The 25171-nt window shown below is 48.4% G+C and carries 14 protein-coding genes; 6 read left to right on the plus strand and 8 right to left on the minus strand.

Annotation, left to right across the window (positions count from 1 at the left end; genetic code table 11):
• Positions 1-24 precede the first annotated feature (24 nt).
• From ITJ87_RS04765 to ITJ87_RS04775, 3 genes are all read right to left on the minus strand, one after another.
• Positions 25-3168, minus strand: a complete 3144-nt coding sequence (locus ITJ87_RS04765; RefSeq protein WP_227186469.1) for a TonB-dependent receptor — start codon at positions 3166-3168, stop codon at positions 25-27.
• Positions 3169-3359: 191 nt separating this feature from the next.
• Positions 3360-4919 carry an arylsulfatase gene (locus ITJ87_RS04770; protein WP_117964297.1) on the minus strand — a complete coding sequence of 520 codons (1560 nt, stop codon included), beginning with the start codon at positions 4917-4919 and terminating at the stop codon, positions 3360-3362.
• A gap of 129 nt (positions 4920-5048) precedes the next feature.
• Positions 5049-9122, minus strand: a complete 4074-nt coding sequence (locus tag ITJ87_RS04775) for a hybrid sensor histidine kinase/response regulator transcription factor (RefSeq protein WP_117599837.1) — start codon at positions 9120-9122, stop codon at positions 5049-5051.
• Positions 9123-9311: 189 nt separating this feature from the next.
• On the opposite strand from ITJ87_RS04775, the gene ITJ87_RS04780 reads away from it, so the two are divergent.
• A complete protein-coding gene (locus ITJ87_RS04780; RefSeq protein WP_117599836.1) occupies positions 9312-10394 on the plus strand; it encodes a phosphotransferase enzyme family protein in 1083 nt (360 codons plus the stop codon).
• Entirely contained in the window at positions 10385-11119 is a 735-nt protein-coding gene (locus ITJ87_RS04785; RefSeq protein WP_117599835.1) for a carbohydrate-binding family 9-like protein, read from the plus strand. Before ITJ87_RS04780 ends, ITJ87_RS04785 begins: the two co-directional genes overlap by 10 nt.
• Before the next feature lie 562 nt (positions 11120-11681).
• Here ITJ87_RS04785 and lpxA read toward each other — a convergent pair.
• The 4 genes from lpxA to ITJ87_RS04805 form a co-directional block, all read right to left on the minus strand.
• On the minus strand, positions 11682-12449 hold the full coding sequence (gene lpxA / locus ITJ87_RS04790) for an acyl-ACP--UDP-N-acetylglucosamine O-acyltransferase (RefSeq protein WP_117680839.1): 768 nt from the start codon (positions 12447-12449) through the stop codon (positions 11682-11684).
• 99 nt (positions 12450-12548) lie between these two features.
• Positions 12549-13934, minus strand: a complete 1386-nt coding sequence (locus ITJ87_RS04795) for a TolC family protein (protein ID WP_117964296.1) — start codon at positions 13932-13934, stop codon at positions 12549-12551.
• 19 nt (positions 13935-13953) lie between these two features.
• A complete protein-coding gene (locus ITJ87_RS04800) occupies positions 13954-17373 on the minus strand; it encodes an efflux RND transporter permease subunit (protein WP_117599832.1) in 3420 nt (1139 codons plus the stop codon).
• Positions 17374-17463: 90 nt separating this feature from the next.
• Positions 17464-18639 carry an efflux RND transporter periplasmic adaptor subunit gene (locus tag ITJ87_RS04805; protein ID WP_117599831.1) on the minus strand — a complete coding sequence of 392 codons (1176 nt, stop codon included), beginning with the start codon at positions 18637-18639 and terminating at the stop codon, positions 17464-17466.
• A gap of 307 nt (positions 18640-18946) precedes the next feature.
• Between ITJ87_RS04805 and ITJ87_RS04810 the strand changes: the two genes are divergently transcribed.
• The gene (locus ITJ87_RS04810; RefSeq protein WP_117599830.1) at positions 18947-20902 is read left to right on the plus strand and encodes an Ig-like domain-containing protein; all 1956 of its coding nucleotides are present in this window, start codon (positions 18947-18949) and stop codon (positions 20900-20902) included.
• Complete coding sequence (locus ITJ87_RS04815; RefSeq protein WP_174646490.1) at positions 20817-21731, plus strand: DUF3108 domain-containing protein; 915 nt, start codon at positions 20817-20819, stop codon at positions 21729-21731. Before ITJ87_RS04810 ends, ITJ87_RS04815 begins: the two co-directional genes overlap by 86 nt.
• On the opposite strand, the gene ITJ87_RS04820 is transcribed toward ITJ87_RS04815, so the two are convergent.
• Positions 21676-22119 (minus strand): PaaI family thioesterase, encoded by a 444-nt coding sequence (locus tag ITJ87_RS04820; protein WP_005826009.1) that lies wholly within the window; start codon positions 22117-22119, stop codon positions 21676-21678. The genes ITJ87_RS04815 and ITJ87_RS04820 overlap by 56 nt on opposite strands.
• A 178-nt stretch (positions 22120-22297) precedes the next feature.
• Between ITJ87_RS04820 and ITJ87_RS04825 the strand changes: the two genes are divergently transcribed.
• Complete coding sequence (locus ITJ87_RS04825; RefSeq protein ID WP_117599828.1) at positions 22298-23497, plus strand: glycoside hydrolase family 88 protein; 1200 nt, start codon at positions 22298-22300, stop codon at positions 23495-23497.
• Positions 23494-25038 carry a sulfatase gene (locus ITJ87_RS04830; RefSeq protein ID WP_117964294.1) on the plus strand — a complete coding sequence of 515 codons (1545 nt, stop codon included), beginning with the start codon at positions 23494-23496 and terminating at the stop codon, positions 25036-25038. The genes ITJ87_RS04825 and ITJ87_RS04830 overlap by 4 nt, the downstream gene beginning before the upstream one ends.
• The last annotated feature ends 133 nt before the right edge of the window (positions 25039-25171 follow it).

The raw sequence follows: 25171 nt of genomic DNA on the forward strand, positions 1-25171 counted from the left end.
TTATATTTCAGTGCTTTAATGGGATTAGAAACCTAAATTGATACCGAAACTTACGGAGAGTGCACGTGGGTAAGACGAGAAGTCGAGTCCCGGAGTCAGACCTCCGCTACGGATAGATACTTCAGGGTCGTACCCGGAGTATCCGGTGATGGTCCAAAGATTTTGTGCAGCTACATAAAGGCGTGCATTATCAATCTTATACTTCTTCAGGAAAGTTTTTGGTACGGTATAGCCCAATGTTACAGTTTTCAGTCGCAGGAATGAGGCATCTTCTACTACACGTGAAGAAATCACGAGGTTAGAACTTGAGTTGGTGGCTGCCGGAATATCACTGTTCGGGTTTTCCGGTGTCCAGCGGTTGGTATAGCTGGCATATTGGTTCAGCTCACGTTTCTTTTGGAAACCGCTATCGAAGAACAGACGGTTGGCATTCAGAACGTCATTGCCATAGCTCCATTGGAAAAATACGCTTAAGTCAAAGCCTTTATATTCGAAGTTGTTGGTGAAACCTCCGGTATGGATGGGCAGACCGCGTCCTATCATGGTACGGTCGTTAGTGTCGATGATGCCGTCACCGTTCAAGTCTTTGTACTTTGGCATACCGGGCTGTGTATTGCTTTCGCTCACGTAGTGGGGAATGTTACCTTTCAGCGTATAACTGCTACCGCTTTTGTCAAAGTCATCGTACTTGTAAGTGCCTTCGTAGATATAGCCGTAAATCATACCCATCGGTTGGCCTATCTTAGCAATGTAGTTGGGCTGGCTGTTAAAGTTCTGATCAAAAGTGGCAGTGCTCAATAAACTGGTTTGGTTTTCAGCGAGTTCCAACACTTTGTTCTTGTTAAAGGAGATATTGAAGTTGCTGCTCCATTTGAAGTCTTTATTGTCTATATTCACTGTGTTCAAAGTCAATTCAATACCGTCATTGCGCACCTTACCGATGTTTTTCATGGCTGTCAGATAACCCGAAGAGTAAGGAAGAGTGGCATCCAGCAACAAGTCGCGCGTAGTTTTGCGATAGAGGTCGGCAGTAAAGCTGATACGTTCGTCAAAGAATCCCAGGTCAAGACCCAAGTTCCACTGTTCGGTGGTTTCCCATTTTAAGTCCTCATTGGGTAGAGAGATGGGGGCTACACCGACGTTGGCGTTATTGCCGTCAAAAGGATATACTGTGTTATTCATGCTGGTAGTGGCATGGCTTTTAATCATGTCCAGCAAGGCAAGGTAGTCGTATTCACCGATACGGTTGTTACCCGTAAGCCCCCAGCTCAGGCGAAGCTTACCACTTGAAAGCCATTTCTTGTAGTCCTTCATGAATTCTTCTTCGGAGAAGCTCCATGCCAGTGAGCCTGAGGGGAAGTAGCCGTAACGGTTTTTCTTACTGAATTTAGAGGAACCGTCGGCACGGAATGAAGCAGTGGCATAATATTTGGATTTATAGTTGTAGTTCACACGTCCCAGATAAGACAGCATAGACCAGGAAGACAACGTGGAAGTACTCTTGTCAAAAGTACCTTGGCTCATGCCTGCCATACCTAGTGATTCGTTGGGAATCTGCTTCATGCGTAATGAGTAATATTCATAGTCAGAGTTCTGTAATGTCACACCGAGCAATGCATTCAGGAAGTGCTTGCTTTTGAAGTTAGTCTGATAGGTCAGGATGTTTTCATTCAACCACGTCAAACGTTGCTGGCGCACTACTTCTGCATTCACTTTGTCGGTAGATGTAGGACCACCGTAACGGGTCTTGGAATTGTTGAAGGTATCTGAATGGCGGTTGTCATAAGTCCATCCACCGGACACTTTCAGTTTCAGCCCCTTGATAAACTCATATTCTACGTAGCCATTTAGCTGAAGATTGTTGACGTAGTACTTGCGGTAAGCGTTCTTCAGGTCGGCGATGGGGTTGAAACGGTAGTCGTTCGATGCATCTATGTCATCGTCCACAAGATCATTCAGCAGAGAGTCAAGAGACTTACCGGGGTAGTTAACCGGACGATACCCCCATACACTATAGAAGAGGTTATTCATGCCGGAGTAAGAACTTGAAGAAGGAGATGAGCCACTCTGGATGGAACGAGAGAAGTTGGAATTGAAGTTTATGGTCAGCTTACCGCGTTTTACCAAAGTATTCAGACGGCTTTGCAGACGCTCGTAATTGGAGTTGAGCAGGATACCATCTTGGTCGTAATAAGAAAGGGATGCATTGTAGCGTATACCTTCCGAACCGCCGGACAGACGAACATTATGGTTTTGCTGCCATGCAGTGCGGAAAATTTCGTCTTGATAGTTGTTTTGGGCAATGCCTTGGTAGTCGTCCAGCGTCCATTGATGTCCCTCGTATAGCGGAAGGTATTTTTCAGTGGCACGGGTAGGATCTACTTCGAGTTGTAGTTTCACGTAATCATAAGCATCCATCATGTCCAGCTTTTTAGTAACGGTGGAGATACCGAAGCTGCCGTCATAGCTGAGTTGTGGTTTACCTACTTTTCCCTGCTTGGTGGTGATGATAATGACACCGTTGGCACCACGCGCACCATAGATGGCTGTGGCCGATGCATCTTTCAATACATCAGTCGATTCGATGTCGTTTGGGTTGATAGCAGCTGCTACGCGTGCATCTTCCACTGGGAAACCATCGATGATATAAAGTGGGGTATTGTCTTGTGTTAGCGAGTTGTTACCGCGGATGGTGATGGTCATCGTACCGCCAGGCATACCTTCACCTGAGCTTACGTTTACACCAGCGATACGGCCGCCCAATGTCTGGTCGAAAGACGCAGAAGGAGTCTTGAGCAAGTCGCTCATGTTGACTTTGGATACAGAACCGGTCAAGTCTTTCTTACGAACTTCCTGGTATCCCACAACAACCACCTCATCCAATGCCTGGGCATCTTCTTCCAATGTGATATTGAATGTCCGCTGCTCACCTACTTTGATGTCTTGGGTCTTGTATCCAATAAAAGAAAATTGAAGGATATCGGAGGATTTTACGTTACCCAATGTGAACTTTCCTTCCAGGTCAGTAGTAGTTCCGTTGGTGGTTCCTTTCACAACAACGCTGACACCGGGTAATTCTCCCATGGCGTCAACAACTTTACCGCTTACTTGGCCTCCAGTCTGTGCGTGTATACCGAGTACACAGCAAAAGAGCATTGCAAGTAGCATAAAGGTTACTTTCTGTTTCATAAATATTAATTTAATTAGTTATTAATAAAGGCTGTTTCTTCGTTTTGTACTCACTTTAGAGTTGAATCACATCGCAAATGTAGGAGATGGAATATACAAATGCCTTAGTTAATAGTTCGCAAAAAGTACGAATTCGTACAAAACTTGCGAGCAACCACACTCTTGTACTTTTATCTCCTTTCGCTTTGATTCTTTGCTTCCTTCACCTCTTTCAGTAGGATGGAGAGGGCTTTTACCTTGTCCGGATGAGCTTCTGCCACATTGTCTTTTTCGGACGGATCGATGGAAAGATTGTACAGTTGAGGCTGTGGGGCGTTTCCCATTTCTGTTTTCGTCCAGTACTCCAGTGCCGGTTTGTTGCTGGGCTCTATGTATTTCCAGTCTCCCTGGATAATGGAGAGTGTATTGTCCAGATTCTGTTGTACAATATAGTCACATCCGGCAGTATCGGTTCCCAGGAAGTTGTTGAGCTGGTCGCGGCTGTCGGGAGCGATGCCTGCTTCCAGCGGATGGTTCAGCAGGGCGGCGAATGAAGCGTATACATCAATCATGGAGAAGAGGGCTTGTTGTTTGCCGGGCTTGATGCCATTGGGCCAGCGTACAATGAAGGGAATGCGGGTACCGGCATCGAAAGCGCTGTACTTCCCACCGCGGTAGTGCTTCATGGGAGTATGGCCATTCAGCAGTTCGTGTGCCTGGTCCTGATAGCCGTCGTCTATGACGGGCCCGTTGTCACTGCAGAATACAAAAATAGTGTTGTCGGCAATGCCGAGGCTGTCCAGGGTGTGCATGATTTCACCCACAGTCCAGTCCAGCTGGAGGATGACGTCGCCACGTACGCCCAAACCGCTCTTGCCGGCGAAACGTGGATGTGGCACGCGGGGAACATGTACATCTTGCGTACCCATATAAAGGAAGAAAGGTTCGTCTTTATGGGCTGTGATGAAGTTCTTGGCCTTGTCTGTAATCACGTCGGCAATGTCTTCGTCTGTCCAAAGGGCGGATTTACCGCCGGTCATCCAGCCGATGCGGGGGATGCCGTTGATGATGGTGTTATTGTGCCCTTGGCTGGGTTTCATCTTGACGAGTTCGGGGTTTTCGAGACCGGTGGGCCAGTCACCGACCTTGTGGTCGTAGCTCACCGTGATAGGGTCTTTGGGGTCGAGGCCCACTACATGTCCGTTCTCTACAAAGACGCAGGGAACGCGGTCGACGGTAGCGGGGATGATGTATTCATAGTCAAAGCCGATGTCTTGGGTGTTCGGTTTGATGGAGTGGTTGAAGTCTGTACCGCCTTTAGGACCCAGGCCGAGGTGCCACTTGCCCACTGCTGCAGTGGCGTAGCCTTCTTCCTTGAACATATCGGCCATAGTGACGCAGGCGGTATCGATGATGAGTTCGGAATTGCCCGGAGCAATGCCGGTATTCTTCTGTCGCCAGGGATACATGCCTGTCAGCAGGCCGAAGCGGGAAGGGGTGCTGGTGGAAGAAGTGGCATAAGCGTTGGTAAACTGCATGCCTTGTCCGGCAAGGCGGTCAATGTTGGGAGTGCTTACTTTGGTGGCACCGTAACAGCTCAGGTCGCCGATACCCAGGTCATCAGCGATCAGATATACTACATTGGGCTTCTGCGGCAAGTGCTCCGAAGTCTTGTCTTTAGGTTGGCTTCCGCATCCCGCTATCAGGGCTGCACCGGGAATCAGAGACCACAAGGGGGAAAAATGCTTCATAGTTCTTTGACTTTAGATTGTAATTCTGAGGTCAAAGGTAAGAGGTTTTGTGGAATCGGGTGTATGAGGAAGTACAAGGGAAGGGAGAAAAAGTACAAACCGTATCATGCGATGGCTTGATGTACAATATTAAGATGTCTCTTCACTGTCTTCCGTACTTTCCTCTCCTCCATTCTCTCCTTTGCGGTAGGCCAGCGGGCTGACATGGTAAATGTCCTTGAAGCATTTGGAGAAATAGCGTGAAGAACTGAAACCTATCCGGTCCGCAATTTCAGTGATATTCAGTTCCGGATTGTTGCGCAGCATCAGAGCGCCTTTCTTCAGGCGGATGGTCAGGATAAAGTCATTCGGAGTCTGTCCGGTGATAGCCTTCAGCTTGGTGAACAGATTGGTGCGTGCCATTGCCATTTCACGGGCAAAGACGTTGACGTTGAACTCCGTATCGTCCAGATGTTGCTCGATGACTGTCATGGCGCGGTCCAGAATCTCTTTGTCTATGGGGTTGGTGGCAAGCATCTGTACAAAGGCTTGCGGTTGCTTGCTGAATTTCTCCTGCAGAAGGATGCGCGAGTTTACGAGGTTGTTGCAACGAGAAATCAATAGATTGGTGTTGAATGGCTTGGTGATATAGTCGTCCGCACCGATGCGCAGTCCCTCGATATTCTGTTCGATGGCAGTACGTGCCGTGAGCAGTACCACGGGAATGTGGCAGGTGTTGAAGTCACTCTTTATCTGTTTGCACAGTTCCGTTCCCGACATGTTGGGCATCACTACATCGCTGACTACGATATTGGGCATTTCGCTACGCACCAGTGTAAGTCCTTCCGCTCCGTCGGCCGCAGTCAGTACTTCGTAGAACGGCTTGAAGATACCTGCCAGCATGTCGCGGATGGAGTCGTTGTCTTCCACTATCAGGATTTTTGCATCCGGGAGCCGTTTGATGGGAGCATTCTCTTCCAGCTCTGCCTTGAGCAAGGCATCGTTTTCCGGTTTGGGAATTTCTATTTGTTGCACACTGTCTGCATTCTTATTTATTTGCTCTTCGTCAAACTGTGCGTTCCCCAATTGCAGGTTTACGATGAAGCTGCTGCCTTTGCCCAGTTCGCTTTCCACACGGATGGTGCCGTGATGGAGCTCCACGATACCCTTTGTCAATGCCAGGCCGATACCCGTACCCGTCTTGCTTGCATCCGTAGAGTCCATTGGGTCTATCTGGTAGAAGCGGTCGAATATCTTGTCCACTTCCCGGGCATCTATGCCGCTGCCGGTATCGGTCACACGGATGACGGCATTGCTGCCTTCGGTCTTGATGCTGAGGGTGATGCTGTCTTCCGCCTTGGTATGCTTGACGGCGTTGGACAGCAGGTTGTTTATCACTTTCTGCATCTGTTTTTGGTCATACCACACTTCGAGGCTGTCTGTTTCCTTTTCGAAGTAGAGGCTGATTTGTTTGGCGCTGGCATATTCCAGGAAAAGCAGATAGTTTTCGTATAGGAAGTTCACGATGTTGTGTGGGCTTACCTTTATCTTCATGTGCCCTTGTTCCTGCTTGCGGAAGTCGAGCAGCTCGGTGATGAGTTCCCGTAGCTGTATGCTGTTCTTGTAGATGCCCAACACCTTGTTATATATGGCAGGCGTGAAGTTCTGGAGTTGCATCAGCGTTTCCACTTGTGCCACGATGAGCGTCAGCGGGGTGCGGAATTCATGGGAAATGTTGGTGAAGAAACGTAGCTTTGACTGGTTTAGGGCCTCTACGTCACGGATGTGCTTCTGTTCGTACTTCAGTGATTCACGCAACTTGATTCTCGACTTGTAGGTACGCACCAGATACCAGAGCAGGATTCCCGTCACTATCAGGTAGATAAGATAGGCAAGGGGAGTCTTGTAGTAGGGAGGCAACACGTGTATGGTCAGGTGGACTTGCGGACAAAGGCTCTCGTCTTTTCCGTTGGGCTTTATAATCAAGTTATAGGTTCCTGCGTTTAGGTTGGTATAAGTGATGTTGTGTAGTCCACGAGTGCTGTTCCAATCGTTGGAGAAGCCTTCCAGTTTATAGATGATGTCGTCTTTGTTGGCGGCTACATAGTTTGAAGTGGCGAACTCTATGCTGAACATGGACTGGTCAGCGTTGAGCGTAATCTCGGGGGTGCAGTACAAGGCTTGCTGCAGGATACCGGTCTCATCTCCCACTTGTATTTCCGTTCCGTTCACAATGAGGCGGGAGAGGATGATTTTGTAGGGTTTCGGCGTGAAGTTCAACTCCATTTCATGGAAGGAAATCATTCCCTGCGTGCCTCCCAGGAATATTTCTCCGTCACGGGTCACGCAAAGGGCATTCTCATTGACGGCAGTCATTGGGAAACCGTTTTCGGCACTGTAGTTCAGGAATGCCTTCTGCCGGTAGTCGAAGATGGAGAAGCCTTCGTTGGTGATGAGCAGCAGTTTGCCGCTGGTGGGGGATTCCTGCGTCTCGTAGATGCAGTTGCTGGAAAGACCGTTCTTCGCTTGGTCAAAGTTCTCGAAGTCGTTGCTGGCAGGGCGGTATAAGTCCAGTCCGCTGCCCGAAGTGGCGAACCACAGATTGCCTTTGCTGTCTTGGGTAATGTTGTTTACATTGTTGTTGCTGATGCTGTGTGGGTTGGCAGTATCATGGCGGTAGTTGGTCAGTTTGCCGGTATCGAAACGGTAGCTGAACACACCTTCGCCCGTGGCTGCAATCCAGAGCGTACCGTTGCTGTCGAAAGTGATGTCTGCCACCATCTTGATTCTTTTGCCTTCTTTGCTGTCCTGGAACAGTTGTTGGCATTTCCCGTTGGCAGGGTCGAAGAGGCAGATTCCGTTTTGGGTGGCCACTACCAGCTGGTGCTGATAAGGCACGATGTCGCGGATGATGTCGGAAGGCAGGGTTTCCGGATTGTCTGCTTCCATGCGGTAGTGTGTGAATCGGCCTGAGTGTATGTCCAGTCTGTTCAGTCCGCCCAGATGGGTTCCTATCCAGATGATGTCTTTGGAGGCATCATAATAGAGAGCCTTGATGTTGTTATGGGAAATGCTGTTGGGACCGCTTCCCGGGCGGAACCATTTGAATTCACGGGTACGGCGGTTGTAATAGTTCAGTCCGCCCCCTTCGGTGCCAATCCACAGATTGCCGTTCTTGTCTTCGATGGTGCGGCCTACAACCGGATTGCTCAGTCCTTTCTTTTCGATGGGCGAATACATATAGCGGCTGTATATCTCGTACTCGGGGTTGAAATAGTTGACGCCGCCAAAGTAGGTTCCTAGCCACAGCGTTCCTTGGTTGTCCTTTACGATGCACCAGATGGAAGAGTGTGTCAGTCCGTCGCTCTGGGCATCACTGGCAGTGTGGTTCTGGAAGAGTCCCGTACTTTTGTCATACCGGTTCAGACCGTTGAAGGTTCCAATCCAGATGTTTCCCAGATTGTCTTCACAGCAGGCTCGCACGAAGTTGGAAGAGATGCTGTAAGGGTTCTTTGCGTCGTATTCAAAGATTTCGATGGTTCCGTCGGTTTTTACATGGTGCAGCCCTTCTTTCCAGCTGCCAATCCATAACTCGCCTTCGCTGTCTTGGTATATGCTGGTGATGTTGCCTTTCAGGATGGGGTGGGTCAGCTCGTTCTTGTCCAGTTGCAGGCGGTATGCTCCGTTGGTGGTCGTTCCAATCCACATTTGTCCTTTGTCCAGATGCATACAGCAGATTTCCAGACTTTTTCCGGGAAGCTGGTAATAAAGGTCAAAGTTTCCGGTCTGCTCGTTATAGCGGTAGATTTCATTCTGTTTTCCGATGAAAAGGGCCTCTTTGTAATATATGCTGTGCACATTTCCTTGCAGCAGGGTGGTGAATCTTTGGGTGGCGAAATTGAACTCGGCTACTCCTTCCGTACAGAGCAGGTAGATTTTTCCGTTACGGTTGCCGGCCATGCGTAGCACGGTGTTGCAGAAAAGGCTGTAAGGGTTGTTCTTCTGCAGCTTGTAAGTTTGTATGTCTTCTCCGTCATAACGGTTCAAGCCTTCTCGGGTTCCAATCCATAAAACACCGTTTTCATCGATGTAAAGACTGTTCACGGAGAATTGTGACAGACCGTCGTCGGTCGTCAGATGGTTGAAGGTGATGTTCTGCGCCTGCAGGGTTGCAGCAATCATGCTTACTGAAACAAGAAGCAGCCGGATGATAAACGTTCGCACTTTTCGGGTAGTTTTTAAGGTTTCAGTTACAAATATAGGTATATTTTGTACAAGACTTCTTATTTATTAGGCGGTTTTTGTGGTTATGTTTGGATAAATGTATAATTTTGGAAGCGCGCCGAACGATACTTGCCTTTTGGTATAAGGCTATCAGCGTATCTTTGTAAACAAATTAATTCATTTATTATCATGAAAGACCTTTTATCTATTGTATCTCATTTTCAAATGCAGGGTACAGTTCGTGAAATCAAGCCTTTAGGCTCAGGCCTGATTAACGATACGTACAAAGTGACCACCGCTGAGGCCGGTGCGCAGGACTATGTTCTGCAACGTATCAATCATGCCATTTTTCAGAATGTAGAGATGTTACAGTCCAATATCGAGGCTGTGACCAGGCATATCCGTAAGAAACTGGAAGAGAAAAGAGAGGCCGATGTCGAGCGCAAAGTACTTCATTTCATCCCCACGGCCGAAGGGAAAACCTATTGGTATGACGGTGAGAACTACTGGCGTATCATGACTTTTATTCCTCGTGCCAAGACTTACGAGACGGTAAATCCGGAATATTCCTATTATGCGGGAGCTGCCTTCGGTAATTTCCAGGCTATGCTTGCCGACATTCCAGATACATTGGGCGAGACAATTCCCGATTTCCACAACATGGAGTTCCGCTTGAAGCAACTCCGTGACGCTGTGGCTGCCGATGCGGCGGGACGTGTGCAGGAGGTGCAGTATTTTCTGGATGAGATAGAAAAACGTGCTGATGAAATGTGTAAGGCAGAACGCTTGTACCGTGAAGGCAAACTGCCCAAACGGGTATGCCACTGTGATACGAAAGTAAACAACATGATGTTCGACGAAGACGGTACGGTGCTTTGTGTCATCGACCTGGATACGGTGATGCCCAGCTTCATCTTCTCCGATTATGGCGATTTCCTTCGCTCAGGTGCCAACACGGGGTTGGAAGATGACAAGAATCTGGATAATGTGAACTTCAATATGGAAATATTCCAGGCATTTACCAAGGGTTATCTGGAATCGGGCAAATCCTTCTTGTTGCCGATAGAGATTGAGAATCTGCCTTATGCGGCTGCCTTGTTCCCATACATGCAGTGCGTACGCTTCCTGGCAGATTATATCAACGGTGATACTTATTATAAAATCCAGTATCCGGAGCACAATCTTGTTCGTACCAAGGCTCAGTTCAAACTGTTGCAGAGCGTGGAGGAACATACACCGGAGATGAAAAAGTTCATTGACTCATGTATCTGAAAAAGTATCTGATGACGATAGCAGCAGCTCTTTGCATGCTGCCGTTGTCTGCAATTAATCCCCAAAATAGTAAAATGAAAGAATTGAATGTAAAGAAAGTAAGTGTGGCCAATATACCGGTAGAGTCGGTTCCGGCTCTTCTGGATGAAGAGAAAGTGGCGTTTCAGCCCGTAAATACAGTGAATTGGGCTGCTTTTCCTTATGCTCCCAGTGTGGAGTTCCGCATAGCGCATACGGAAGATGCCATTCTGCTGCATTTCAAGGTAAGGGAAGCGAGTGTACGCGCAGTGGCAGGACACGATAACGGTCCGGTCTGGGAAGATGCGTGTGTAGAGTTCTTCTCTGTGCCTGCCGGTGACGGAGTGTACTACAATATGGAGTGTAATTGTGCCGGAACGCTGCTTATCGGGGCAGGTGCCGGACGTGGAAACCGCCAGCATGCCCCGCAAGAGGTGCTCGATAAAGTACAGCGTTGGGCTTCTTTGGGACGTGAGGCTTTCGACGAAAGAGTAGGTGAGTGTGCCTGGGAAGTGGCTCTGGTCATCCCTTATTCCGCTTTCTTCCTGCATGACATCACTTCGTTGGATGGAAAGACGCTCCGTGCCAATTTTTATAAATGCGGCGATAAGCTCCAGACTCCCCATTTCCTCTCATGGAATCCGATAGGTCTGGAGAAGCCGAACTTCCATTGTCCGGAGTTTTTCGGTACCCTGCATTTCGAGTAGTAGTAGAACAAAAAGTTACTCAACCTGCCCTCACCACTATCACTGTTTTCCTGAAACTCCCTATTCGTCGCCCTTCCAGGGGTGAGTGAGGGCAAATAAAAAGAGTGAGGGCAAATTTTACCCTCACCCTTCCGGGCGTACCCGGTTGCTTCCTGCTTCTTTCCCCGTCTTTTATAGGACAAGACAAACCATTGTCTACAGAAACAGTATAATAAATACCCTTTATATACTTAATCCGTTAGTTCACAACACTGAACACTTTGTTCCAGCATAGAGAACACTTTGTTTCAGTATAGAAAAACACTTTGTTTTCATATAATGGAACGAACTGTTTTGTTAAGGGAAACAAAGTGTTCTCTATAAGGAAACAAAATGTTTAGTTAAAGGAAACAGTTTGTTTTACTTAGCATACTGCTTGGAATGAGTGTGCATTAAAAAAGGATAAAGACTATGCAGGAACTATTGTAGAGGTATATAGAAAATGGCACGAACTACGCAGACTTGCAGAAAAGAATCTGTCCATCCATGATTGTCTGCGTGATTCGTGCCCGAAGAAGGGTGTTTACTTCACGATTCCTTTGGAATTCTTGATGAAGTTGATGATATTGTGTATCTCGTCACTCATCGGTACTTGGTCTTCAATCTTCTGCAAGGCATCCTGCACGCTGAAGTTTCCCTGGTATACCAGACGGTAGGCATTTACGATATGGCGCAATACACGTTCACTCACCTGGTGTTTGTGTTGAAGCACAGCAGCGTTGATACCGTGGTATTCTGCTGGATTACCGTTCATGATGATATAGGGCGGCACATCCTTTGATATGCGGCAGCCAGCTTGAATCAGTACCCAACTTCCAATGTGGCAGTATTGGTGCAGAATGACGTTGCTGCTCAGAATGGTGCAGTCGTCTATCTGACATTCTCCGGCTACGGTAGTCTTGATACCCAGTACACAATGGTTGCCTATCTGCACGTCGTGGCAGAGGTGTACACCATCCATCAGGTAGTTCTCATTACCGATGCGGGTAGCGCTTCCTGCATGGGTAGCACGGCTGACAACCACGTTCTCGCGGATGTCGTTATTATCACCGATAATCAGCATACTGCTCTCTCCCGTATAATGGAAGTCTTGCGGTTCGGCACCCAGAACGGCATTGTGATGTACCTTGTTCCCTTTTCCCATGCGGGTACCGTGCAGAATTTTTGCACCCGACATAATAATACAGTCATCACCGATTTCCACGTTCCCTTCGATAAATGCAAAGGGCTGGATGGTTACATTCTTGCCGATTTTTGCGGCAGAATCTACATAAGCTAACGGACTTATCATAGTAATTAGCGATTAATGATTAATGATTAGTGATAAATGGTCAGTGATTAGGATTTACTATTTCATTAATCGCTAATCACTAATCACTTATCGCTCATTTTATTCTCTTCCTCCTCCAAGCGCTTGATACAGGCTGATGACTGCCTGCATGCTGCTGAAGGTGTCGGATACTTCTGCAAGCTGTGCGCTGAGATAAGACTGCTCGGCAGACAAGACTTCCAGATAGGTCGACGTGCCTAAGTTAAACAATTCTTTTGTATCTGAGGCAGCTTGGCGGGCAGAATTTACTTGAATAGTGCGTGAAACGGCTTTGTCCTTCTCCATTTGATACAGGTGCAGGGCGTTGCTCACTTCATTTCCGGCATTCAGCAGGGCGGTTTGGAACTGAATCTTAGCCTGCTCCTCTTGTGCCTTGGCTTGTTTCAGACGGGCAATGTTGGCACCGCGATAGAACAAGGGTTGCGTCAGCGAACCGATGGCAGAAGCCAGCAGTTTGCCCGGGTTGACGATACCTGCACCGGAGTTATTGGTCCAGCCTCCCGAACCGCTCAATGTAATCTGCGGGTAGAAGGCGGCACGGGCGCTATTGGTGTTATAGTAGTTGGCAGCCAGTGACATCTCGGCAGCTTTCACGTCCGGACGGTTGGATAGCAACTGCAAGGGGATACCTACTGAAAATTCCGTAGGAAGCTGTTGATCTTCCAGTACACCGCGTGCGATGCTCTGTGCCGGTTGGTGCAACATCAGGCAGAGAGCGTTTTCGGTTTCGCGTATGCTCTGGCGTATGTCGGGCAGTGATGCCATGACTTGAGCGTAGGCGGTGCGGCTCTGCTCTACGGCAGCAGAAGTGGTTCCGTAGATGCCTGCATCTTTCATGGCTTGCACGGTCTCCAAGTTCTTTTTCAGAATCTCGACGGTGCCTTCGGTGATTTGCAGTTGGCGGTCCAGCATCAGCAGGGTGTAGTACATGTTGGCTACACCGGCGATGACTTGCGTCTGAACGGCTTGTTCGTAGAATTGCGTCTGCTTCAAGCTAACCTTTGCTTGTCGCTTCGGGTTCAGCAATTGACCGAAGAGGTCGATTTGCCAGCTTGCGGTAACGGGCAGGGAGTAGATTTGTGTAGCCTTTCCCTTGTCCCAGCTGCTGACGGTTCCTTGCGGAGACAAGGCAAGCGTCGGAGCATAGGCAAGACGGGCAGACATCAGTGCGGCTTGTGCTTGTTTCACGTTCAAGGCGGCACTGCGCAGGTCACCGTTGTTGGTGAGTGCTTGCTCGATAAGTGTCTGCAGCTGCGGGTCTGTGAACACTTCTCTCCAAGGCAGATTACCGAAGTTGGCTGTATCTGCGGCTAATGTATCGTTCACGGACGCCGTGTCGCGATACAGTCCGGCAGTTGTTATGTCTTCGGGTCTGTCGTATGATTTGTAGATGTGGCAACTGCTCAATAAAGCAGTTGCGCACATCAGGCATATTATTTTCTTCATAATCGCTAATCGTTAATCACTATTTTGTATATTGTTCAATCTCAGGTTCTGCATCCGAGTTGTCCACATCTTCCCATTCCATCGGTTTGAATTTCTCCTGCAAGTACTGGAATGCCACGAACAGTGCGGGCACTATGAAGATTTGCAGAATCATACCGATTAACATACCGCCGATGGCAGACGTACCCAGCGTACGGTTACCGTTGGCACCCGCACCGGAAGCAAACATCAGCGGAAGCAGGCCGACAATCATTGCCAATGACGTCATCAAGATAGGACGCAGACGGGCTGCAGCACCCAATACGGCTGCCCAGGTGATACTCATACCCATTCTGCGGCGTTCGAGGGCAAACTCTACAATCAAGATGGCATTCTTGGCCAACAGACCCATCAACATGATGAGGGCAATCTGCATATAGATGTCATTGGACATCGTGCCCAGAATCATCTTCAGTGCCGGGATACTGCCCAATGTACCTATACCGCTTACAAAAAGGAAGCTACCCAGCAGACCGAACGGCACGGACAGCAATACGGATAAAGGTAGGATGTAACTTTCGTACTGGGCACTCAGCAACAGATAAACGAATACGAAGCACAATATGAAGATGAGTCCCGTAGTGCTTCCACTCGTTTCGGCCTCTTCACGCGCCATACCTCCCAGCTCGTAACCGAAACCGGCAGGCAGGTTTTCCTGCGCCACTTCGGCAATGGCTTGCAGAGCTTGACCGGAAGTGTAGCCTGATGCGGGAGCCACCATCACTTTCATGGAGGTGTAAAGGTTGAAACGGCTGATGACGTCAGGACCATATACTTTCTTGATGGAGATGAATTGCGTGATAGGTGCCATTTCGTTGCCGTTGCGCACCTTGATGCTCTGTAGTGTTTCCATATTCTTGGTAGCGTCAGGTTCGGCTTGTACCATTACGCGGTACATCTTACCGAAGCTATTGAAGTTGGAAGCATACAAACCACCGTAATATCCCTGCAAGGTAGTCAAGATGTCATTGGGGCTGATGCCTGCTTTCTTACAAGCGGCAGCATCAATGTCCAGCTGGTATTGCGGGAAGTGGGGGTTGAAGGATGTCTTGGCAGAGTTGATTTCAGGGCGTGCTTCCAGGGCTGCGGTATAGTTGTTCACCACGTCGAAGAAGTGGTTCAAATCACCACCCGTCTTGTCCTGCATGTTCAACTCGATGTCACTTGAAGCCGAGTAACCCGGAATCATAGGTGGAGCGAAGAACAATACCTGCGCTTCCTTGATAATCTTCTGGGCACGCATGTATAATGTGGCATAGACAATGGTAGAGTTCTGCATGGTGGAGCGTTCTTCCCAGTTCTTCAGCTTGATGATGATAGAACCATAGGAAGGACCTTGTCCACCCAGAAAACTATAACCGGAAATGACGGTACGCGATTCTACTGCAGGGTCGGCAGCAACCAGACTGTCTACGCGATTCAGAACCTCTTGAGCACGTTCTTGTGAAGTGCCGGGAGGCAAAGTAACGGCACCCATAATGGTACCGGTATCTTCGTTGGGCACCATACCGGTAGGAGTAATCTGCATGAAAACACCCAGCAATACGATGGAACCGATAACCAATCCTGCCGATAGCCATCGTTTTTGGATGAAGAACAGCACTTGTTTCTTATACTTGCCCAAGATACCGTTGTATGAGTCATTGAAGGAGTGTTTGAACTTGTCGGTAGTCATGCCTGCCAACGCCAGCACACTGATGATAATCATCAAGCTGCACAGAATGGGGTGTTCGCTGAAGCTGAACAGACCGAAAATCATGCCCAGAATAGCTACCGTCACGAAGAGCAACGTGATACCTGGGCGCATCAACCGACCGAGAGAGTCGACATAACGAGCAAGCATAATCTTGCGCGCTTCCTTGGCGGCAACGCCTACACGCTCTTTCAGACTTTCGTGTCCTCCATTATGAGGTTTCAAGAAGATAGCACACAGAGCAGGACTCAGGGTCAAGGCGTTCAAAGCCGAGAAACCGATAGCAATAGCCATGGTCAAACCGAACTGACGGTAGAAAGTACCTGCTGTACCTCCCATGAAGCTCACAGGGACGAATACGGACATCATGACCAGCGTAATGGAGACGATAGCGCCGCCCAACTCACTCATGGCGTCAATGGAAGCTGTACGGGCTGATTTGTAACCCTGGTCCAGCTTGGCATGGACGCCCTCGACGACGACGATGGCATCATCGACCACAATCGCAATGGCAAGTACCATGGCCGAAAGGGTCAGCAAGTTGATACTGAAACCGATCAGCTTCAATACGAAGAAGGTGGCAATCAATGCCACGGGAATGGCGATGGCGGGAATCAACGTAGAACGCATATCCTGCAGGAAGATATACACCACGATGAACACCAGGATAAAGGCTTCGATCAATGTCTTGATTACCTCATGGATAGAGGCGAAGAGGAAGTCGTTGGCACTCTGTGCAATGTTTATCTTCAAGCCGGCAGGCAGTTTGCTGGAATAGTCGTCCAGCAGGGCCTCGATATCCGAGATGGTTTGTGTGGCATTACTGCCTGCCATCTGGAAAATGATGCAACATACGGCTTTATGTCCGTTAACCATATTGTTGAATCCATATGACAGACGACCCAGTTCCACATTTGCTACATCCTTCAGACGGAGTATTTCACCGTTTTCCAAAGCTTTGATGACAATGTTCTCGAACTCTGTAGTCTGTTGCAGACGTCCTTTATAGCGCAGGGTATATTGGTAAGTTTGGTTACCGCGCTCACCCAACTGGCCGGGAGCCGCTTCGATGTTCTGTTCGCTCAAGGCGGCAACCACATCGTTGGGGATAAGTTTGTATTGGGCCATTACATCAGGTTTCAGCCAGATACGCATGGAGTAGTCCTGTCCCAATACCATGGCATCACCCACACCGTTGACACGTTTCACCTCAGGGATAAGGTTGATGTTGGCGTAGTTTTCCAGGAACTCGATGTTGTACTGGTCTTTTTCATCATAGATGGAGAATACCATCAACATGGAAGTCTGGCGTTTACGGGTGGTTACACCGATTTTGGTAACTTCGGCAGGCAGCAAGCCTTGTGCCATGGAAACGCGGTTCTGCACGTTCACCGCTGCCATATCGGGGTCGGTACCTTGCTTGAAGTAGATGGAGATGTCGCCCGAACCGCTGTTGGTGGCGCTCGAACTCATGTACATCATATTTTCCACACCGTTAATCTGGTCCTCCAACGGAGCGATAACGGAGTTCAGCACCGTTTGGGCATTGGCACCTTGGTAAGTTGCACTTACCGATACGGTAGGGGGGGCAATGTCCGGGTATTGGGTGATAGGCAAGGTCGCCAGACCAATAACTCCTAAGATTACTATCAGGATGGAAATTACCGTTGATAGTACCGGACGGTTAATAAATCTATCTAGTTTCATTTTATTTAGTGATTAGGGGTTAGTGATTAGTGATAAGCTCGTGTGATATAATGGCGCAGCCGCTTATCATTAATCACTAACCGTTAAACATTAATTGAATGCCGTTTGAATGTTACCTTCTTTCTGGTCTTTCAAGGCCTTCTGGTATTCGGCTTCCTTTTCAGCAGGCGTAATAGGTGTGATGGATTGTCCGTCCTTCAGGTTCTGTACCCCTTCGATAACGATTTTATCGCCTGCTTTCAAACCTTCCGTCACGTAATAATACTTGCCATCGTCTAAGCTGAACACTTTGACTTCGGTATTTTTCAACGTATTGTCCGGTTGCAGAACGAAAACGAACTGCTTGTCCTGGATTTCGGTAGTGGCGGCCTGTGGAATCATGATGACATCATGCAAAGGGTTGGGGAATACCACATTGCCGGTGCTTCCGCTACGCAACACGTTGTGCTTGTTGGGGAAGAGGGCACGCATGGTTACCGAACCGGTAGTTTGATCAATGACTCCGCTGATTGTCTCCACGCGGCCACTGTCGGCATACATGGTTCCGTCGATGAGCTGCAACTGTACATCCGGCATCTTTTCCAGAATTTCCTTGATGCTGCCGCCTTCACGAATTTGTGACAAAAGTTGGCGTTCGGTCATGGAGAAATAGGCGTACATTTCGGAGATGTCGGCAACGGTAGTCAGCGGGCTGGCTACGGAAGGACTAACTAGGCTACCTACGCGGTAGGGAATGCTACCTACTACACCGTCACTGGGGCTGGTTACACTAGTGTATGACAAGTTGTTCTTGGCATTGACCAATTGGGCATTGGCTTGTGCTAGTTGCGCCTTTGTCTGTGCCAGTTGGTTTTCGGCCATTTGCAAATCGTAGTCACTGATGATGTTTTTCTTGTTCAGTTCACGTTTGTTGTTTACAGTCAGTTCTTGTGTGTTTACGGCAGCTTTGGCTGTTTCAACAGCAGCTTTGGCCGAATTTACGGCTGCCTGATACTGTACGGGGTCGATGCTGAACAACACTTGTCCTTTGCGTACTGTTGCGCCTTCGTCGACGTGCAATTTTGTGATGAAACCGCTCACCATCGGGCGAATTTCTACATCTTGTTTACCCTTGATAGTAGCAGGGTAGCTGTTTGTCAAGTTGGCAGTGGTGGTTTTTGCCTCAATCACTGCAAATTCGGGAGCTTTACCCGTTCCTTTGTCGCCTTGTCCGCAACTGCTGAGCAGTGCCAGGCAACATGCCAATAATACTAATCTACTCTTCATACTCTTTTTGTTCTCTGTATAATTTTATATTCTTCTTTTTTCGATTCTTGAAAGGCGTTTTGGTGTGCAATTCATAATTTAGAAATAAGGCAGGAAAAAGAAAACTGAATACTCCTATTCAGTTTTTCGTCTGCAAAAATATTCTTTTCTTAGTATATAAGGTGTGAAACAGTTCCTTTTTTAACTATGTTTCATACATAGATGAGAACAAAAGGACATTTTTTGATTAAAATACTGTAAAGCATACCGCTAATTGGCAGATAACCTTTATTTTTGCAGCATGTTAGAACGTAAACGCCATACTAAAATGAGGCCGCTTTTCCGCAGGTTGTTGGGGGGTGTTGCCATAGCTGCCGCACTGTATTCTTGTGCCAGTGTGGGCCGTATTGAAGGAGGACCTTATGATGAGACTCCTCCGCGTTTTATTTCCGGTACTCCCACGCCCGGTGCACTCCATCACAATAAAAATAAACTTTCCATTGAGTTCGATGAATTTATCAAGCTTGACAAGCCGAATGAGAAGATTGTAATATCCCCTCCGCAGGTGCAGCAGCCCGAAGTTAAGTCTAATGGGAAGAAGGTGGTCATCACCCTGCAGGATACATTGAAACCCAATACCACTTATACATTCGATTTTGGTGATGCCATCCAGGACAATAATGAGGGGAATCCCTTAGAGAATTTTTTCTATTCTTTCTCTACGGGCGACCGCCTCGACTCTATGGCTGTGGCCGGCACAGTGCTGAATGCGGCTAATCTTGAACCGGTGAAAGGGATGCTGGTCGGCCTGCATGCCAATCTGACCGACTCTGCTTTTACCAAACTTCCTTTTGAGCGGGTGGGGCGCACGGACAGTCGCGGACGCTTCTCTATCCGTGGAGTGGCTCCCGGCAAGTATCGCATCTATGCCTTGCAGGATGCCGACCAGAATTTTACCTATTCTCAGCCGACGGAAGTGATAGCTTTCAATGATTCCATCATCATTCCTTCCATGGAAGAACGCATGCGCCAGGATACGACCTGGATAGACTCGCTGACAGTAGATACGGTTGTAGAACGTCAATATACCCACTACCTGCCAGACGATATCCTGTTGCGTGCTTTCAAGGAGCTTTCCTTCTCGCAGCGTTTCTTGAAGGCCGAACGGTTGACTCCGGAGAAGTTTTCGCTCTATTTCACTGCTCCGGCAGACACGTTGCCTTTATTGAAAGGATTGAACTTTAATGAGGAAGATGCGTTTGTTATAGAACAGCCTACCGGCCGGAACGATACGATTCATTATTGGATAAAGGATTCCCTGCTCTATAAGCAGGATTCCCTGAAAATGAGTATCACCTATTTGTATACGGATAGCCTGAAACAACTGGTGCCCCGTACCGATACTTTGAATGTGTTGGCGAAGTTGACATACGACAAGCAGCAGAAACAGAAGCAGGAAGCGAAGGAAAAGGAACAGAAAGAGCGTGAGAAGAAAAAGAAGAAGTTGAAAGAAGGTGAGGTGGAAGAGCCCGAGCCGACGGAATTCCTGGCTGTAGATGTGTATGCCCCTTCTGCAATTGATGTATATGATTATCTTACTCTGTCGTTTACGGAACCGGTGGCAAGCATAGATACCGCCGCTTTCCATCTGAAACAGAAAGTGGACTCGTTGTGGCAGGATATCCCGTTCGACTTTATGCGCGACTCTTTGGACTTGAAGCGTTATAATCTGTTTGCCGAATGGGTACCCGGTGAAAGCTATACATTTGAAGTGGATTCTGCTGCCATACGTGGGTTGTACGGGTTGTTTTCCGATAAGATAAAGAAGGACTTCAAGGCCAAGAAGCTGGAAGAGTACGGGCAGATATTCTTTAATGTGCATGGAGCAGACTCTCTGGCTTTTGTGGAACTGCTGGACGGTCAAGACAAAGTGCTGCGCACGGTGCCGGTGGTGGATGGGAAAGCCGATTTCTATTTTCTCAATCCGGGCAAATATGGAGCGCGGCTGATAAATGATACGAATGGGAATGGCGTCTGGGACACAGGGAATTATGCCGAGAAGCGCCAGCCTGAAATGGTTTACTATTATCCGATGGTTTTGGAGCTTAAGGCAAACTTTGATTTGACGCAGGAATGGAATATTAAGGCCAAGTCTCTGGATAGGCAGAAACCGGACGAACTAAAAAAACAAAAGCCAGATGAAGACAAGAAAAAGCAAAACAGGAACAAAAATAACCGCAGTGGCAATAGCAGCCGCAATAGTGGTAGGGGCTATAGCTATTAGGCGGAAGCAATTGTTCGTTCTATTGATGGTGGGAGCAGTCTGTTTGGGAGCCTCCCAGTCTGTTCAGGCCCAATGTGCTGCAAAGAATGAAGCTTTTCAGTCGGGCGAGCACGTCATGTACGATTTATATTTCAATTGGAAGTTCATTTGGAAGAAGGTGGGGCTGGCAAGCCTCACTACCAATGCCACGACTTACCATTCCGAGCCTGCATTCCGCTTTAACTTGCTTTGTGTAGGCAGTAAAAAGACCGATTTTTTCTTCAAGATGCGCGATACGCTAACTTGTTATGTCAGCGACAAGTTGGAGCCACTCTATTTCCGCAAAGCGGCAGAGGAGGGAAGCCGCCATACGGTGGACGAGGCCTGGTTCTCCTACTCGGACGGACTGGCGAATGTAAAGCAGAGACGCACTTGGCACAATCCCGTGCGTGAAGCTCAGGAGATGGAATACAGTGATAGTCGCTGCATCTTCGATATGTTGAGCATTTTGGCGCAGGCACGCTCCTATGACCCTAAAGACTACAAGGTAGGGCAGAAGATACTCTTTCCCATGGCCACGGGGCGCAGGGTAGAAGAGCAGACGTTGATTTACCGCGGCAAGGAGGAGGTCAAGGCGAATAACGACACCATTTACCGCTGCTTGGTATTCTCTTTTGTAGAGTACAAGAAAGGTAAGGAGAAGGAGGTCATCACCTTCTTCGTATCCGATGATAAGAACCACCTTCCCATTCGCCTGGACATGTATTTGAATTTCGGTTCGGCCAAGGCATTCTTCAAGAGTGTCCGGGGCAACCGCTATCCGATGACGTCTGTGGTAAGGAAAAAGTGATGTTATCCCCTTTTCTAAATACACTGGATTCGAAAGTGGCAATCAGTTTTCCCTCCTGGTTGGTGACGTCGATCTGGTAATATCCGGTGGTGCGGCCGATGTAGCGTTCGCGCGCTTCGGCATACAGCACATCGCCCGGTCCGCTGCTGCGCAGGAAGGTGATATTGGACGAAAGAGAGAAGGCCAATGTTCCGTGGGAGTTGGCTGCTGCTGCCAGTGCCAGGTCGGCAAGGGTGAAGATGGCACCCCCTTGCGTACGGCCTCCCGCATTGAGATGCTCTGCCGTGATAACCAGGCGTGCCTTGCTGTATCCTTCCTTTATTTCTATCAGTTCTACGCCTGCATTCGTGGCGAAGCGGTCGTTCTTGAAAAACTCTTGTGCGGTCATGAGGGGTAATGATTAATGTTTAGTGATTAGTGATTAATGGGTGGAAAATATGTGCTTCCGGACGCAAAAGTAACGATTTTAGCCATTAATTGAATTATTTAGGCGGGTCAAATCTGTACGCTTGCCCTACTTTTGCAGCAGGAAAAATCATAAACTCTTAATAAATAAATCCCTTATTATGAAAACAGTCCTCACTACATTGGGAATCTCCCTCCTTGTATTGGCAGGTTGCGCAGGGCAAAAGCAGGCTGAAAGCAACTTTATCCAAGAAAACATTGATAATGCTGTGGCTCAGGAGACAATTCAGACAGACATTATCGAGAAATCTGGTAAAATCCTTAATCCCCGCACCATTGATAAGGATGGGAACATTGTCTATGTACCTATCGACGATTGGTGTTCCGGTTTCTTCCCCGGTAATATCTGGCATATGTACGAGCTGACCGGTGACCAGAAGTGGCTGCCGCTGGCAGAGAAGTATACCGAGGATTTGGATTCGGTACAATACCTTACCTGGCACCATGATGTGGGATTTATGATTGGCTGCAGTTACCTGAACGGATACCGTTTTGCGGGTAAGGAAGAGTACAAGCCGGTCATCATACAGACGGCCAAATCGTTGTCTACCCGTTTCCGCCCTGCAGCAGGCGTACTTCAATCATGGGATGCAGATAAGGGATGGCAGGCTGAACGTGGCTGGAAATGTCCCGTTATCATTGATAATATGATGAACCTCGAACTGCTGTTCGAAGCTTCCAGGCTGTCCGGCGACTCCACTTTCTACAACATAGCCCGGAAGCACGCCGATACGACTATGGCTAACCATTTCCGTGAGGACAACAGCTGCTATCATGTGGTGGATTATGACCCCGAAACCGGTGAAGTCCGTAAGAGACAGACTGCACAAGGCTATGCCGACGAGTCTGCTTGGGCACGTGGACAAGCGTGGGCCTTGTATGGCTATACCATGTGCTATCGCTATACACACGATGCCAAATACCTGGAACAGGCTGAAAAGGTCTACAACTTTATCTTCAACAACAAGAATCTTCCGGAAGACTTGGTTCCCTACTGGGATTTCGATGCCCCCAATATCCCGAATGAACCTCGCGATGCTTCGGCAGCTGCCTGCACGGCGTCCGCCCTTTACGAGCTGAGCACTTATCTGCCGGATAAGGGATACAAGGAAACCGCTGACCGGATTATGGAAAGCCTCGCTTCTCCTTCTTATCGTGCTAAGGTGGGTACCAACGGCAACTTCATCCTGATGCACTCTGTGGGCAGTATTCCTCACGGTGCGGAGATTGATGTACCGTTGAACTATGCCGACTATTACTTCCTGGAAGGATTGATGCGTAAAAGAGACTTGGAAAAATGAAAACTCAATTAAATATTTTGTTAGGTGGTTTAGGTTTGTTCGCCTTGCAGGGCTGTAAAGCCCCGCAGGCAGAACAATCCGTCCGGTCGAATGTCATTTACGTTTTTCCCGACCAATACCGTAACCAGGCGATGGAGTTCTGGGGCCAGGAAGGTTTTCGGGAGAAAGTGAACTTTCGGAATGACCCGGTGCATACCCCACGCTTGAATGATTTTGCCCGGGAGTCGGTGGTATTGACATCTGCCATGAGCAACTGCCCGTTGAGCAGTCCCCACCGTGGTTCTCTGTTGACGGGAATGTATCCTAATAAGAGTGGTATTCCATTGAATTGCAATTCGAGCCGTCCCATCAGCTCCCTGCGTGAGGATGCTGTGTGTGTGAGTGATGTTTTCTGCAATGCCGGATATGACTGCGCCTACTTTGGCAAACTGCATGCCGACTTTCCTACCCCCAACGACCCCGAACGTCCCGGACAGTATGTGGAAGACCGCGTACCTGCATGGGATGCCTATACGCCGAAAGAACGTCGTCATGGGTTCAATTACTGGTATTCTTACGGTACCTTCGACGAACACAAGAATCCGCATTACTGGGATACGGAAGGCCGTCGCCACGACCCGCGCGAGTGGTCACCGTTACACGAATCGGGCAAGGTGGTGTCTTATCTGAAGAACGAGGGGAATGTACGCGATCCGAAGAAACCTTTCTTCATTATGGTAGGCATGAATCCTCCCCATAGTCCGTACCGTTCTTTGGACGACTGTATGGAGGAAGATTTCAGTCTCTATAAAGACCAGCCTCTGGACAGCCTGCTCGTCCGTCCGAATGCCGACTCCAAGATGCTCAAGGCAGAGAGTGCACGTTACTACTTTGCTTCTGTGACGGGTGTCGACCGTGCTTTCGGTCAGATACTTGATGCCTTGAAGGAACTCGGGCTGGACAAGAATACCATTGTCGTGTTTGCCTCCGACCATGGAGAGACCATGTGTAGCCAGCATACGGAAGACCCGAAGAATTCCCCGTACTCCGAGTCCATGAACGTTCCTTTCCTGGTGCGTTTCCCCAATAAGATTAAACCCCGCGTGGACGACTTGATGCTTTCCTCGCCGGACATCATGCCTACCTTGTTGGGCCTTGCCGGCCTTGCCGACTCTATTCCGGCTGAGGTGCAGGGACGCAACTATGCACCGCTTTTCTTCGATGAAAAGGCAGATATTGTACGTCCTACCGGTGCTCTTTACATCCAGAACTTGGATGGTGAGAAGGATGCGGAAGGTATGGTCCGTTCTTATTTCCCTTCATCGCGCGGCTTTAAATCGGCGCGCTATACGCTGGCGCTCTACATTGATCGCGAAAACCATACGCTGGTCAAAAGCTTGTTGTTTGACGATGAAAAGGATCCGTATCAGATGAATAACCTTTCTTTGGAAGAAAACCAAGAAGTCGTAAAAGACCTTTGCGCAGAGATGGGCAAAGTATTGAAAGAGATTGATGACCCTTGGTATAAGGAAGGCATCTTGAAGGATATGATACCTTATTGATTGGAAATGGGTTATAGATAATCCTCCATAAATTGTTTGAACGTTTTTTGCGACCCGCTTCGACTGATAGTGAACTATTTGTCGGAGCGGGTTGTTTGATTCAGAATAGAATAAATTTACCAATACGTATTTA

The organism is Bacteroides sp. HF-162 (assembly GCF_015679285.1).
Classification (GTDB): domain Bacteria; phylum Bacteroidota; class Bacteroidia; order Bacteroidales; family Bacteroidaceae; genus Bacteroides; species Bacteroides uniformis.